Annotated in this window: 14 protein-coding genes; 7 read left to right on the top strand and 7 right to left on the bottom strand. The window is 71.7% G+C overall.

Annotation, left to right across the window (positions count from 1 at the left end; translation table 11 throughout):
- Positions 1-46: 46 nt before the first annotated feature.
- The 4 genes from PZB77_RS12980 to PZB77_RS12965 form a co-directional block, all read right to left on the bottom strand.
- Positions 47-796: a Mut7-C RNAse domain-containing protein gene (locus tag PZB77_RS12980; protein WP_275492754.1), complete on the bottom strand. Its 750-nt coding sequence runs from the start codon at positions 794-796 to the stop codon at positions 47-49.
- Positions 797-873: 77 nt separating this feature from the next.
- Positions 874-1,155 carry a hypothetical protein gene (locus tag PZB77_RS12975; protein ID WP_275492753.1) on the bottom strand — a complete coding sequence of 94 codons (282 nt, stop codon included), beginning with the start codon at positions 1,153-1,155 and terminating at the stop codon, positions 874-876.
- A gap of 252 nt (positions 1,156-1,407) precedes the next feature.
- Positions 1,408-1,845, bottom strand: a complete 438-nt coding sequence (locus PZB77_RS12970; protein WP_275492752.1) for a hypothetical protein — start codon at positions 1,843-1,845, stop codon at positions 1,408-1,410.
- Complete coding sequence (locus tag PZB77_RS12965) at positions 1,836-2,009, bottom strand: hypothetical protein (protein WP_275492751.1); 174 nt, start codon at positions 2,007-2,009, stop codon at positions 1,836-1,838. Before PZB77_RS12965 ends, PZB77_RS12970 begins: the two co-directional genes overlap by 10 nt.
- A 288-nt stretch (positions 2,010-2,297) precedes the next feature.
- Between PZB77_RS12965 and hemL the strand changes: the two genes are divergently transcribed.
- Both hemL and PZB77_RS12955 read left to right on the top strand, forming a co-directional pair.
- Complete coding sequence (hemL, locus tag PZB77_RS12960; protein WP_275492750.1) at positions 2,298-3,605, top strand: glutamate-1-semialdehyde 2,1-aminomutase; 1,308 nt, start codon at positions 2,298-2,300, stop codon at positions 3,603-3,605.
- Complete coding sequence (locus PZB77_RS12955; RefSeq protein ID WP_275492749.1) at positions 3,602-4,288, top strand: histidine phosphatase family protein; 687 nt, start codon at positions 3,602-3,604, stop codon at positions 4,286-4,288. The genes hemL and PZB77_RS12955 overlap by 4 nt, the downstream gene beginning before the upstream one ends.
- Before the next feature lie 166 nt (positions 4,289-4,454).
- Here PZB77_RS12955 and PZB77_RS12950 read toward each other — a convergent pair whose 3' ends face one another.
- The 3 genes from PZB77_RS12950 to PZB77_RS12940 all read right to left on the bottom strand — a co-directional run bounded on the left by PZB77_RS12950 (position 4,455) and on the right by PZB77_RS12940 (position 7,990).
- Positions 4,455-5,636 carry a PP2C family protein-serine/threonine phosphatase gene (locus PZB77_RS12950; protein ID WP_275492748.1) on the bottom strand — a complete coding sequence of 394 codons (1,182 nt, stop codon included), beginning with the start codon at positions 5,634-5,636 and terminating at the stop codon, positions 4,455-4,457.
- Between the two features lie 218 nt (positions 5,637-5,854).
- Positions 5,855-7,027, bottom strand: a complete 1,173-nt coding sequence (locus tag PZB77_RS12945; RefSeq protein WP_275496042.1) for a SpoIIE family protein phosphatase — start codon at positions 7,025-7,027, stop codon at positions 5,855-5,857.
- A gap of 459 nt (positions 7,028-7,486) precedes the next feature.
- On the bottom strand, positions 7,487-7,990 hold the full coding sequence (locus tag PZB77_RS12940; protein WP_275492747.1) for a MarR family transcriptional regulator: 504 nt from the start codon (positions 7,988-7,990) through the stop codon (positions 7,487-7,489).
- 277 nt (positions 7,991-8,267) lie between these two features.
- On the opposite strand from PZB77_RS12940, the gene PZB77_RS12935 reads away from it, so the two are divergent.
- The 5 genes from PZB77_RS12935 (at position 8,268) to ccsB (ending at position 13,899) form a co-directional block, all read left to right on the top strand.
- Entirely contained in the window at positions 8,268-9,575 is a 1,308-nt protein-coding gene (locus tag PZB77_RS12935; protein WP_275492746.1) for a hypothetical protein, read from the top strand.
- A 67-nt stretch (positions 9,576-9,642) separates the two neighbouring features.
- Positions 9,643-10,254 carry a TlpA disulfide reductase family protein gene (locus PZB77_RS12930; protein WP_275492745.1) on the top strand — a complete coding sequence of 204 codons (612 nt, stop codon included), beginning with the start codon at positions 9,643-9,645 and terminating at the stop codon, positions 10,252-10,254.
- 4 nt (positions 10,255-10,258) lie between these two features.
- A complete protein-coding gene (locus PZB77_RS12925) occupies positions 10,259-11,020 on the top strand; it encodes a cytochrome c biogenesis protein CcdA (RefSeq protein WP_275492744.1) in 762 nt (253 codons plus the stop codon).
- A gap of 6 nt (positions 11,021-11,026) precedes the next feature.
- The gene (locus PZB77_RS12920) at positions 11,027-12,814 is read left to right on the top strand and encodes a cytochrome c biogenesis protein ResB (RefSeq protein WP_275492743.1); all 1,788 of its coding nucleotides are present in this window, start codon (positions 11,027-11,029) and stop codon (positions 12,812-12,814) included.
- Positions 12,811-13,899, top strand: coding sequence for a c-type cytochrome biogenesis protein CcsB (gene ccsB / locus PZB77_RS12915; protein ID WP_275492742.1), 1,089 nt, complete (start codon positions 12,811-12,813; stop codon positions 13,897-13,899). The genes PZB77_RS12920 and ccsB overlap by 4 nt, the downstream gene beginning before the upstream one ends.
- Positions 13,900-13,936 lie beyond the last annotated feature (37 nt).

Below are 13,936 nucleotides of genomic sequence, written 5' to 3'. Positions count from 1 at the left end.
GGGCCGTACCACCGCCCGCCCCCCGGCCGTACCGCCGCCCGTACCCTCAGCCCGCGGCCGGTCCGAACTCGCGCACCGCGTCGGCGACCACCGTCTCCAGGTGCCCGTGGTGCGCGCCGCGCCAGTACACCCGCTCGCACAGCGTGCACTGCGCGAACACGTCGTACGCCGCCTGCGTGCCGTGCTCCAGCCGGTCGCTCACCGCGTCCTTGTCGGCCTCCCGCAGCGGCCCGTTGCAGGCGGTGCAGCGGGTCCACGGCGCGAGGACCGGAGCGAAGCGCCCCAGCACGTCGCGGAGCTGCTCCTCGGGCCGGTCGCTGTAGACGTACGCCCCGGCGAAGATCTCCCGCCTCCGCAGCAGCCCCCGGTCCCGGGAGAGCAGCACCCGCCGCTCGCGCGCGGAGAGCGTCGCCAGCGCGGGGTCGCCGATGTCCTCGCTCTCGTACGCCGCGTCCACGCCCAGCAGCCGCAGCCGGCGGGCGAGGGTCCCGAGGTGCACGTCGAGCAGGAACCGCAACGGCGCTCCCGGCACCCGCTGCGGGCGCTCCACCGCGTGTACGGCGAGGTGCTCGCCGGTGCGTGGGACGCGGGACACCGGCACCGCGAGCCCGTCCACCACCAGCTCGCCCACCTCGGTGAGCGGCACGCCGAGGGACTCCACGACGTGCCCGAGGGTCGACATGCCGTCCGTCGTCAGCCCGGTCACCCCCCGGCGCCGGTCGCGCGCGACGAACACCCCCAGCTCGGGCGCTACTTCGACGGTGATGCGCTGGGTGGTCACGGTGGGCTCGGTCACCGGCCCAGGATGCCACCGGCGGGTGCGGGCGGCGAGGGAATTGTCCGTGCCCGGCGTCCGGCGGCCGCCGGAAGGTGTCAGGCCCGCGGGGCGGGAGCCCGGGAGGCGGGCACCTGCGGGTCCGGACCGCCGGCCGGGGCGGCGGGAGCCGTGTAGAGCGGGCCGAACGCGGCGTACGCGTCCTCGAGGATCTCGCGGGCCGAGACCAGCGTCCGTTCCTCGGCGATCCGCAGCGCCTGGCGGGTGTACGGGGACGGCGGGGCGGGGTGGTGCCGGCGCCACCAGGTCGACCCGACGGCGTACGCGCCGCCGGCGAGGAGCACGGCGGGGACGGAGAGGATCGGCAGCACGTCGCCCACGGGGGGACCTCCTTCAGCGGATGTCCTCTTGTGTCGGCAGGTTCGAGGACTCGGCTGAAGATCGATTCTCGGCCAATGAATGGCCGGAAGACTGCTGATGGGTGTGCATCAGGAGCGGCGCTGCTCCGGTGTACCCGGGCGCGTGTGGCCGGCAGCCGCGCGCTCCGTCCGAGCGGACCGCGGGGGCGTTCTCGTGCGTATCAGGAGTCTCGGGAGCCCCGTGTGCCCCTGGTGTTCCGCCGGTCCCTCGGGTCAGGGCCACACCAGGCAGTACGCCTGGTGGCCGGCGTCGTGCAGCCGGACCGAGAAGTCCTGCCACTCGTGGAGGAGGCGGTAGACGTTGAAGGCGTCGCGCGGGCCGCCCCGGTCCGGGACGGTCGACCATATGAACGCCGCCGCGCCCACCGTCTCCTCGCCCACCTCCCGCAGCGGGTCGACCACGGTCATCGGCAGCTTCACGACGGCGTAGTCGGGGTGGAGGACGACGAGTTCCAGCGGCGGGACCTGGTGCAGCGGGATCCCCTGTATGCCGGTGAGGACCATGGCGGCCACCGTCTCCGGCTTGATCTTGCTGAACATGCCGCCCATGCCGAGCTCGTCCCCGCCCAGCTCCTCCGGGCGCATGGAGATGGGGACGCGTGCCGCGGTCGCCCCGTCCGGAGCACCGAAGTACTTGTAGGTCACCCCCATCCGGCCACCGCTCCTGATCCCCGGGCCGCCGCCGGCATCCGGTGCCGGTCCGCTGCCCGGTACGCGTTCAGCATCGCGCCGGTGCCGCCCACGCCGGGCAGGCTCGGGCCCCGGGCCGTCGGTGCCTTCGCCCACTCCGCCACCGCGATGCATATTTCATCCACCCGACTACTTCTTAGGAGACACCAGCCACACCGCGCAACCCGATCATCGTGTCAGTGACCTCCCCAGCAGGCGTGCGGCGAAACACCTGCCCGCGAGTCCGCGCGCGCCTCTGACACCATGGCATGTGTGAGCTTTCCCCATGAAGCCCCAGTTTCGCAGACGCGCGGGGGGTGACGCCCTTCCGTGATACGAGGAGTGCGCGCTCCTCAGGGCCGTCCCCGCCCGCACCGGTGGCCGCGAAGTCCCCACCGGCCCTCCGACCCCCCGAATCGCAGATCAGGACCAAAGTGGCGTATTCATACGAAGCCCCAGTCTCACAGTCGCTCTTCGACCGGGCGTCCGCCGTGACGCCCGGTGGTGTGAACTCACCGGTGCGCGCCTTCAACGCCGTCGGCGGTACGCCCCGGTTCATGGTGTCCGGCACCGGTCCCTACCTCACCGACGCGGACGGTCGCGAATACGTCGACCTCGTCTGCTCGTGGGGGCCGATGATCCTCGGCCACGCCCACCCCGAGGTCGTCGGCGCAGTCCGGGCGGCGGTCGGCCGGGGCACCTCCTTCGGTACGCCGGGCGAGGGCGAGGTCGCGCTGGCCGAGGAGATGGTGGCCCGCGTCGAGCCCGTCGAGCAGGTGCGCCTGGTCTCCTCCGGCACCGAGGCGACGATGTCCGCGATCCGGCTGGCACGCGGCTTCACCGGCCGGGCCAAGGTCGTGAAGTTCGCCGGCTGCTACCACGGTCACGTCGACGCGCTGCTGGCCGCCGCCGGCTCCGGCGTCGCCACCTTCGCGCTCCCCGACACCCCGGGGGTCACCGGCGCGCAGGCCGGAGAGACCCTGGTGCTGCCGTACAACGACCTGGAAGCCGTCCGCGCCGCCTTCGCCGCGCACCCCGGCGAGATCGCCTGTGTGATCACCGAGGCCGCCGCCGGCAACATGGGCGTCGTCCGCCCGGCGGACGGCTTCAACGCCGGCCTCAAGGAACTCTGCGCCGCCGAGGGCGCGCTGTACGTCTCCGACGAGGTCATGACCGGCTTCCGCACGTCGAAGGCCGGCTGGTACGGCGTCGACGGCGTCCGCCCCGACCTGATGACCTTCGGCAAGGTCATGGGCGGCGGCTTCCCGGCCGCGGCCTTCGGCGGCCGCGCCGACGTCATGGCGTACCTCGCCCCGGCCGGTCCCGTCTACCAGGCGGGCACCCTCTCCGGGAACCCGGTCGCCACCGCCGCCGGCCTCGCCCAGCTGCGGCTGCTCGACGACGCGGCCTACGCCAAGCTCGACGCGGTCTCCGCCGAGCTCCAGGGCCTGGTGAGCGGCGCGCTCAGCAAGGAGGGCGTGGCCCACCACGTCTCCACGGCGAGCAACATGTTCTCCGTCTTCTTCACCGACGGGCCGGTCCGGGACTACGCCGACGCGAAGAAGCAGGAAGCGTTCCGCTACACCGCCTTCTTCCACTCGATGCTCTCCCAGGGCGTCTACCTGCCGCCCTCGGCGTTCGAGTCCTGGTTCGTCTCCACCGCCCACGACGCGCGGGCCGTCGAGCGCATCGCCGCCGCCCTGCCCGCCGCAGCCCGCGCCGCCTCGGAGGCCACCGCATGAGCGAGAACGCCAAGGACATCACCGTCGTCCACCTGATGCGCCACGGCGAGGTGCACAACCCGGACGGCGTCCTCTACGGGCGCAGGTCCGGCTACCACCTCTCCGAGCTGGGCCGGAAGATGGCCGACCGGGTCGCCGAGCACCTGGAGCGGCGCGACGTCACGCACGTCGTCGCCTCCCCGCTGGAGCGCGCCCAGGAGACCGCCACGCCGATCGCGAAGGCCCACGGCCTCGACCTCGCCACCGACGGGCGGCTGATCGAGGCCGGCAACGTCTTCGAGGGCAAGACCTTCGGAGTCGGCGACGGCGCGCTGCGCAGGCCGGACAACTGGAGGCACCTCACCAACCCGTTCAAGCCCTCCTGGGGCGAGCCGTACGTCGAGCAGGTCGTGCGGATGATGGGCGCCCTGGACGCCGCGCGCGACGCGGCCCGGGGGCACGAGGCGGTCTGCGTCAGCCACCAGCTGCCGATCTGGATCGTGCGCAGCTTCGTGGAGCGCCGCCGGCTCTGGCACGACCCGCGCAAGCGGCAGTGCACCCTCGCCTCGCTGACCACCTTCACCTACCAGGGCGACAAGATCGTCTCGGTGGGCTACTCCGAGCCCGCCCGCGACCTGGTGCCCGCGCACCTGCTCGCCGGGGCGAAGCCGGTGAAGGGGCAGTCGAAGGGGGTCGGCGCCTGACGGCGTGACCCGCGTGCGCCCGGTCGCCCCGTACGAGGGGTGACCGCGTGCGCGGGAACGTCCGGCCCGGGGGTGACGTCGCGCACGGACCCGACCGGATACGGCTGATCCCGGGTGCGGCCCACGAGAGTGGCCCGCACCCGGGATCAGCCGCGTCCGGGGCCCGTCAGCCCTCCGGGCCGCCCTTCTCACCGAACCAGTCGAGGCAGACGACCAGGGCGTCGTCCTCCGGCTCCGCGGCGCGGTGCTCGGCGAGCGCCTCCAGCACGGCCCGCGGCACGGACGGCGCGTGCAGCAGGCTCGCCCCCTGGACGGCCCGGGCCAGGGCCCGTTCGCCGTACGCCTCTCCGGTGCCGTTCGCCGCCGCGTAGACGCCGTCGCTGACGAAGATCAGCCGGTCCCCCGGCAGCACCTGGAACTCCTGGGCGACGTAGGCGGTCTCCTCGAACATGCCGAGCGGGAGCTGCGCCTCCAGCTCGATGCGCTCGACGGTCTTGCCGCGCCTGCGCCACAGCTGCGGCGAACCGGCGTCCACCACCTGGACGTTGCCGGTGGCCAGTTCGAAGGTGAGCAGCAGCGTCGAGACGTGGGCCGCCCCCCGGTACTCGGCGTAGAGCGCCTGGTCCGCGAGTGCCGCCTGGTCCGCTATCCCGACGCCCGCCCGGCGGGCGTTGCGCAGGGCGTTCACCGCGAGGTTGGTGAGGAGCGAGGCCTCGATGCCCTCGCCCATGCCGTTGGTGACGGTGAGGGTCAGGGTGTCGGCGGTGGTGGACCAGTCGAAGTTGTCGCCGTGGATGGCGTACGCGGGTTCCAGCTGGGCCCCTATGGCGTACTGCGGCCGGGAACAGGCCCGGGCAGGCAGCAGCTGCCACTGCATCTCGGCGGCGAGCGTCAGCCGGCTGACCCGGCGGGCCCGGAGGTAGAGGTCGGTGTCCCGTTCGGCGACGATGATCTCGTGGCCGAGGAGCTGGGCGATCTCGGTGAGGTCGTGGACCGCCGCGGTGGTGCGCAGCTCCCGGGGGAGCATCACGTTCAGGACACCGAGCCGGTCGCCCCGGACCGTCACCGGCAGGTGCAGGACGACCGAGCCGTCCTTCCCCGCCGCGGGGCGCTCGTACGGCGTCTGGCTGCCGAAGGCGCGCCCCTCGGGGCTGCTGTTCACCGGCACCGGGCCCTCCGCACGCGGTGGGGCGTCGACCGGCTGGAGCACCGTGAGGCTGTAGTCGGCCATCAGCAGCTCGATGCCCGAGGCACCGTAGTGCTCGGCCAGGACGGCGCGCGCGGCCTCCACCAGTGCGTGCGGCGCGGCGGTGCGCAGGGCGCGTTCCACGGCCAGGTAGTTAGTCACAGTCGGTCGGCTTTCTCGCCAGGGTGAGGCGGGGCAGTACAGGGGGGTTTCTCGGGGTACCGCGCGGGAGGGCTGCTCGGGGTGGAGCAGGGTAACGGGGCCGCGGGCGTCCGGCGGTCCACGGCCGGGCCCTTCGCGCCGGGCCGCTCCGACGGCGGAGCGACCGGGCCGCACTCACCGCCCGGCGGGGCGGAAAGGGGCCGGTGCGGCTGCCGCCGTCACACGGTGTCCGTCCAGCCGAGGTGGAGGACGGCCACGTCGTCGGCGAGGCCGCCGCTGTCGGCGGCGAGGTCCTCGCACCTCTGGATGACGGAGTCGACGAAGTCGTCGGCCGGAAGGCCGGCGTACTCCCGCGCGATCTCCACGAGGCCCGCCTCGCCCAGGCGTTCGTACCCCTTGCCGGTACGGCCCTCGATGAGGCCGTCGGTGAAGAGGACGAGCCGCGTCCCCCGGGGCGCTTCCAGGGAGGTCACGGGCCAGCGCGCGCGACCGGGCAGCAGGCCCAGCACGGGGCCGCCCCGCACTTCCTCCAGCCGCACCGGGCCGTCCGGCGGGCGGAGCAGCATCCCGGGATGGCCGGCCCGCATGACGTCGGCCCGGGGGGCGCCCGCCGCGCGGCTGAGGGTGGTGAGGGTGGCGAAGATCTCGGGGCCGGAGCGTTCGGCCACCAGCATCTGTTCGAGCAGGTCCAGGAGGCGTTGCCCGCGCGCTCCGGAGAGGATGAACGACCGCCAGGCGACCCGCAGGCACACACCGAGGGCCGCTTCGTCGGGCCCGTGCCCGGAGACGTCGCCGACGACGGCGTGCGTGGTGCCGTCGGGCGTCTGGACGACGTCGTAGAAGTCGCCGCCGAGGAGGCTCTGGGCACGGCCGGGCCGGTAGCGGGAGCAGACCTGGGTGGTGTCGTCGACGAGCAGCGGAGTCGGCAGCAGGCCGCGTTCGACCCGGCTGTTCTCCTCCGCACGCAGCCGGCTCTCCCGGAGGTCGGCCGCGGAGCGTTCGGCGCGCTTGCGCTGTATCGCGTAGCGGATGGCCCGGACGAAGACGTCCGCTTCGAGCCGCCCCTTGATCAGGTAGTCCTGGGCGCCGCCGGCGACGGCGGCGAGGCCGGACTCGTCCTGGGCGAGCCCCGTCAGGACCACCACGGCCGTGCCGGGCGAGCGGGAGAGGATCGTCTCCAGTGCGCCGAGGCCCTGGGAGTCGGGGAGGTGGAGGTCGAGCAGGACGCACTCCGGGGCGTCCCGGTCGAGGGCGTCGAGCGCCTCCGCGAGCGTGCGCGCCCAGGACAGGTCGATGGCGACCCCGCTGTCGGCGACCATCTCCTCGACGAGCAGCGCGTCACCGGGGTCGTCCTCGATCAGCAGGACGCTGGGGCCGTCACCGCTCCACAGGTCGAAGCCCGGCGAGCCACCGGTACGGGCGGCGGGAAGGGGCGCGGCGGTGCCGGTCCTCGACGGCTCGGGGCTACTGCCGTCACGAGGTACGAGGACCGTGGGGGGCGGGGTGCCCAAGGCGCTGTGCCTCCTCTCACCATGGACCGGCGGGCCATGGGGCCGCACGATGCGTCCGCGACGAGACTAGAGGTAATAGTTGTTCACTGACAACAATTGCAGGAAGGAAACATCCCTGGTCGGGGCGGTGCGGGGCAAACCGTGACAACTCTCACCCTCTCGCGGACTGTCGCGGGAGGGGTGCTCGACGAGCCTACGGTGAACCGTCGGGGGATGGCCCGGGAACGGCCGGGAGGCGCCCCGGGGGAAGGGTCCGAAGGACCGGGGGAGTGCCGGGCGGCGTGTGCTGCGGGAGTGTCACGGGCCGTACCTCTCACTCGCGGCGGGGGCGCCGAGCGGTCAGGCGGGGTTGGCGAGTCGAGCGGGTGCGACCCGCTCGTATCTGTCCCCGTCGATGGCATCCTCGGCGGCGTCCCGGAACGCCGCGAGACCCTTGTGCAGCGCCTCGGCGGCCTCCGGGTCCATCGCCGCGAGCACCAGGGAGACCTCCCGGACCTGGCCGGCTCTGATCTCCTCCAGCAGGGCGCGTCCGGGCCGGCTGAGGTAGAGCTCTATCTCCCGGCGGCTGGCGGGACTCAGCCGCCGTTCGATCAGACCGGCCGCTTCCAGCCGGTCGCAGAGGCGGCTGGTCGCCGGCGGGGTCGATCCCAGCGCCTCGCCCAGGGACCGCATGTTGCCGCCTTCCCGGCGCTCGATCGCCAGGAGCGCGCGCAGCTGGGACGGGGAGGTCGGGCCCGTCGGAGCGTTGGCTTGGGCTCTTCCCCCGAGGACCGCGAGGAGATCGGTCACCTCGGACGCGGTACGGGCCAGTTCTTGGGGTGACGGCGGCCGGCGCGGGAACATCGCTCCACTGTGCCACCCTCGTGGCGCCGTTGTCAGCCCGCGCGGTCGGCTCGGAGGGCCCGGTCGGAGGGCCTCGCGGGGTGCCCGGAACAGTCGGGGGCGGCCCGAGCGCTGGACGGACGTTCCGGACAAGGAGCCCGTGTGGAGACCCGGTGAGGGTCTGGCCGTGTAGTGAAAATCAGGTAAGAGAAGGAACCTCCGCGTCGTTTCCTGTCATCTCAGTCTTAGCCAGTTTGTATGGACATGAGATAAAACGACCGCAGATGGGGACGTGGACGTGAACCAGAACTCCACATACGGGTACGACATCAACCGCCGAGGTCTGCTGGGAGCCGGCCTGGGAGCCGCGGCCGCCGCGGGAATCGCGGGCTGCGGCTCGCCCGGACCGGGAGGGGAGCGGCCCGGGCCCGGTAAGAGTCCCACGGGCGCCGCCGGTACCACCCCCGACCACGACGCCGGCCCTGGTGCGCCCCGGCGCCACGGAAAAGGACCGGCGAACGGGGGCGTACGCCTGATCGGCGACGGCTCCACCTCCGACACCGGAAAGCAGCCGCACCAACCCGACGCGCCCGTCCCCCTGGAACCGGGCCAGACGCCCCCGCAGTTCGTGATCTTCTCCTGGGACGGCGCGGGCGAGGTCGGCAACGGCCTTTTCCCGCGCTTTCTCGAACTCGCCCGGGAACACGACGCCGCGATGACCTTCTTCCTCTCCGGAATCTACCTGCTGCCCGAATCGAGGAAATCGCTCTACCGGCCGCCCAACAATCCGCGCGGCGCCTCGGACATCGGCTACCTCACCGACGACCACGTCAAGCAGACCCTGCGGTACGTGCGCGAGGCCTGGCTCGACGGCCACGAGATCGGCACGCACTTCAACGGCCATTTCTGCGCCGGTTCCGGATCGGTCGAACACTGGACGCCCGCGCAGTGGCACAGCGAGATCAACCAGGCGGTGTCCTTCGTCACCCAATGGCGTACGCACAGCGGCTGGGAGGACGTCGAACCGCTGCCGTTCGACTACCGCAAGGAACTCGTCGGCGGGCGCACCCCCTGCCTCCTCGGCCAGGAGAACCTGCTGCCCACCGCGAGCAGGCTCGGCTGGCGGTACGACGCGAGCTCGCCGGGCGGTGTCCAGATGTGGCCGGAGAAACGTTTCGGCGTATGGGACCTCCCGCTGCAGGGAATGCCGTTCCCCGGCCACACCTTCGAGGTCCTCTCGATGGACTACAACATCCTCGCCAACCAGTCGCGGAATTCGACCCGGGGCATGCCCTCGCGCTATCCCGGCTGGCGCGAACAGGCCGCCGGTGCCTACCTCGCCGGATTCCGCAGGGCGTACGAGACCAATCGCGCACCCCTCTACATCGGCAACCACTTCGAGGAGTGGAACGGCGGCATCTACATGGACGCCGTGGAAGAGGTGCTGAAGGAAGTGGCCGGAGAGCCGGACGTGCGGCTCGTCTCGTTCCGCCAGTTCGTGGACTGGCTGGACGCCCAGGACCCCGAAGTCCTGGCGAAGCTCCGTACCCTGGAGGTCGGTCAGGCGCCCGCCGGAGGCTGGAACGCATTCTTTAAGCGAGCCTGACAAGGGGCTTTACGGGCAGCGAGGGGGGCGCCCAAGATCCCCGGATCTGCCATGCGAAACTTTTCACATGAGCCCTGGCCGCGCACCCCGACGCCGCTTCACCCTGCTCGCCGCCACGACCGCCGTCGTGGCAGGTGCCCTCACCCTGTCCGCGTGCGGGGGGGACGACATCAAGTCGGGCGGCGGTGGTGACACCAACTTCGTCACCGGCAGCGGCGGCATCTCGACCGTGCCGGTGAAGGAGCGCCGCGCCGCGCCGAAGCTCGAAGGCACCACGCTGAAGGGCGAGGCGCTCGACGTCGCCGACTTCAAGGGCAAGGTCGTCGTCATCAACGTCTGGGGCTCCTGGTGCGGACCCTGCCGGGCGGAGGCGAAGCACTTCGCCGCCGTCTCCAAGGAGACCGCGGACCAGGGCGTCCAGTTCGTCGGGATCAACACCCGCGACAACCAGAGGGACGCGGCCCTGAACTTCGAGACGGACATGGGCATCCCGTACCCCAGCCTCTACGACCGGGTCGGCAAGCTCATCCTCCGCTTCCCCAAGGGCACCCTGAACCCGCAGACCATCCCGTCGACCGTGGTCATCGACCGCGAGGGCCGGATCGCCGCCCGCACGCTCCAGGCACTCGACACGGAGCAGCTGCACAAGATGATCGACCCGCTGATCGCGGAGAAGTGACCCGGTGACCGCCCTCGCCGCAGCCGCGTACAACGAGACGGTCGTCAACGGCGCGCTGCTGGCCGCCGTGCCGATCGCGCTGCTCGGCGGTCTCGTCTCGTTCTTCTCGCCCTGCGTCCTGCCGCTGGTCCCCGGCTACCTGAGCTACGTCACCGGCATCAGCGGCACCGACCTGGCGAGCGCGCGCCGGGGCCGGGTCGTCGCCGGGGCCTCCCTCTTCGTCCTCGGCTTCACCGCCGTGTTCGTCTCGGGCGGTGCGCTCTTCGGCTACTTCGGCGGCAACCTCCAGGAACACAGCGAGACCCTCCAGAAGGTCCTCGGCGTGCTGATGATCCTCATGGGGGTCTTCTTCATGGGGCTGATGCCGTGGCTGACCCAGCGCGAGTTCCGCATCCACCGCAGGCCGGTCACCGGGCTGCTGGGCGCGCCGTTGCTGGGCGCCCTCTTCGGCATCGGATGGACCCCCTGCCTCGGCCCGACGCTGAGCGCGGTGTCCATGCTCGCCTTCGACCAGGGCACCGCCGAGCGCGGGGCACTTCTGACGGTCGCGTACTGTCTGGGTCTCGGTGTCCCGTTCGTCCTCGCCGCCGTCGCCTTCCGCAAGGCGCTCGGAGCCTTCGGCTGGGTCAAGCGCCACTACGCCTGGGTCATGCGCATCGGGGGCGTCATGATGATCGCGACCGGCATCCTGCTGCTGACGGGCCTCTGGGCCACGTTCATGCAGGACGTTCAGGGCTGGTCCAACGGTTTCACTGTGGGGATCTGAGTTCCATTGAGCAAGCTGAACACCACTGACGAGCGCGACGACGCGCGCGAGCGGGCCGACCAGGACCGCCGGGATCTCGGCGCCGCCGGGGCGCAGCTCTCCACCGCACCCGTGGAGGACCGCGCGGACCGCGAGGCCGGGCTCCCCGCCATGGGCGTCCTCGGCTGGATCCGCTGGTTCTGGCGCCAGCTCACCTCGATGCGGATCGCGCTGATCCTGCTTTTCCTGCTGTCGCTCGGCGCCATCCCCGGCTCGGTGATCCCGCAGAACAGCGTGGACGAGCTGAAGGTGCTGCTTTTCAAGCGGGAGCACCCCACCGTCACGCCGGTCTACGAGAAGCTCCAGCTCTTCGACGTCTACGGCTCGGTGTGGTTCTCGGCGATCTACATCCTGCTCTTCGTCTCGCTCATCGGCTGCATCCTGCCGCGCAGCGTCCAGTTCGTGGGCCAGCTCCGCAGCCGGCCGCCGCGCGCCCCGAAGCGGCTCACCCGGCTGCCCGCCTACACGACCTGGCGTACGGAGGCCGAGCCCGAGCAGGTCCGCGAGGCCGCGCTCGCCCTGCTGCGCAAGCGGCGGTTCCGCTCCCACCCCGTGGGCGACGCGGTGGCGGCGGAGAAGGGCTACCTGCGCGAGGCCGGCAACCTGATCTTCCACGTCTCCCTGATCGTGATGCTGGTCGCCTTCGCGGCCGGTTCGCTCTTCAAGTCCGAGGGCGGGAAGCTCGTCACCGAAGGCGACGGCTTCTCCAACACGCTGACGCAGTACGACGACTTCACGTCCGGTTCGCTCTACGACACCGACTCGCTCTCGCCGTTCAGCTTCACCCTCGACGACTTCGTCGGCACGTACGAGAAGACCGGTCCCCAGCGCGGCACCGCCCGCACCTTCGAGGCCCGCGTGACGTACGCCGAGGGCGCGTACGGCAAGGACAAGAAGGGCGTCATCAAGGTCAACGAGCCCCTGGTGATCGACGGGACCAAGATCTTCCTGATCTCGCACGGCTACGCCCCGGTGGTCACCGTCCGGGACGGCACGGGCAAGCAGGTCTTCAAGTCCGCCGTGCCGCTGCTGCCGCGCGACGCCAACATCACCTCCTCCGGGGCGATCAAGGTGATGGACGGCTACAAGGACAAGAACGGCAAGCGGGACCAGCTCGGGTTCCAGGCGTTCTTCGTACCGACCTTCGCGGGCGCGGGCAGCGGAACGATGCTCTCGCAGTTCCCCGGAGCCGAGAACCCGGTCCTGGCGCTCAACGCGCTGCACGGCAGCCTCGGCGTCGACTCCGGCCTGCCGCAGAACGTGTACGAGCTCGACACCAGCAAGCTGACGGCCTTCAAGGACGCGGACGGCAACGCCCTCAAGCAGCGCCTCGCGGTCGGCGACACCATGCGGCTCCCGGACGGCGCCGGCTCCGTCACCTTCGACGGCGTCGAGGAGTGGGCGAGCTTCCAGATCTCCCGTCAGCCGGCCGCCGGCTGGGCGCTCGGCGGGGCCGTCGCGGCCATCGCCGGACTCGCCGGCTCGCTCTTCATCCAGCGCCGCCGCGTCTGGGTGCGGGCCGTGCGCGGGGCCGACGGGGTGACCGTCGTGGAGATGGCCGGACTCGGCCGCAGCGAGTCCGCGAAGCTGCCCGAGGAACTGCTGGCGCTGGCCGTCGCGCTCAACGACGTGGCGCCGACCGCACCACCACCGCAGCCCGGCCCCCACCCGGGGCCGGAGACCGACGCCGTGACCGAACCCGGTCCCGGTCCCGACGTACCTGCCGCAGACACTGCCGAAGGGGCTGAGAAGTGAATCTCGCCGCCGCCACCAACGAGAATCTGGCGCACACCAGCAATGTGCTGATCTATTCGTCGATGGCCGTCTACACCCTGGCCTTCCTCGCGCACATCGCGGAATGGGTGTTCGGCAGCCGCAGCAAGGTCGGCCGCACGGCCGCCGCGCTGACCGCCCAGGAGCGGGCCGCCACCGGATCCGCGGTGAAGGTCCAGGTCACCCGGGCGGGTGGCTCGACCACCGTGCTGGAACGTCCCCAGGTGATCACCCGCTCCGTGGCCGGCACCCGGGACGTCCCGGACGGCCCCGGCGCCTCCGGAGGCACGTTCCAGGGCGACATGTGGGGCCGGATCGCGGTCGCGATGACCGTCCTCGCCTTCCTCGTGCAGGCGGGCGGCGTCGTGGCCCGCGCGCTCTCGGTGGAGCGTGCCCCCTGGGGCAACATGTACGAGTTCTCGATCACCTTCTCCACGGTCGCGGTCGCGGCCTACCTGATCCTGCTCGCGCTCCGCAAGAACGTCCGCTGGATGGGTCTGCTGCTGGTCACCGTGGTCCTGCTGGACCTCGGTATCGCCACCACCGTCCTCTACACGGACAGCGACCAGCTGGTACCGGCCCTGCACTCGTACTGGCTGTGGATCCACGTCTCCACCGCCATCATCTGCGGTGCGGTCTTCTTCCTCGGCGCGGTGGCCACGCTCCTCTACCTCTTCCGGGACAGCTACGAGAAGAAGATCGAGGACGGCGGGACGCCGGGCCGGTTCGCCCAGTCCGTCCTGGACCGGCTGCCCTCCGCCGCCACCCTCGACAAGTTCTCCTACCGCGCCAACGCGGCCGTCTTCCCGCTCTGGACGTTCACGATCATCGCGGGCGCGATCTGGGCCGGCGAGGCCTGGGGCCGCTACTGGGGCTGGGACGCCAAGGAGACCTGGTCGTTCATCACCTGGGTCGCCTACGCCTGCTACCTGCACGCCCGCGCGACCGCCGGCTGGAAGGGCCGCAAGGCCGCCTACCTGGCGCTCATCGCCTTCGGCTGCTGGCTCTTCAACTACTACGGCGTCAACATCTTCATCACCGGCAAGCACTCCTACGCCGGGGTCTGACACGCCACTCCGCGACCGGGACGGCCGCCCGCACCTC

It is taken from the genome of Streptomyces sp. AM 2-1-1 (assembly GCF_029167645.1).
In the GTDB taxonomy this organism is placed as follows: domain Bacteria; phylum Actinomycetota; class Actinomycetes; order Streptomycetales; family Streptomycetaceae; genus Streptomyces.
This window is presented reverse-complemented; position numbering and strand designations above follow the sequence as displayed.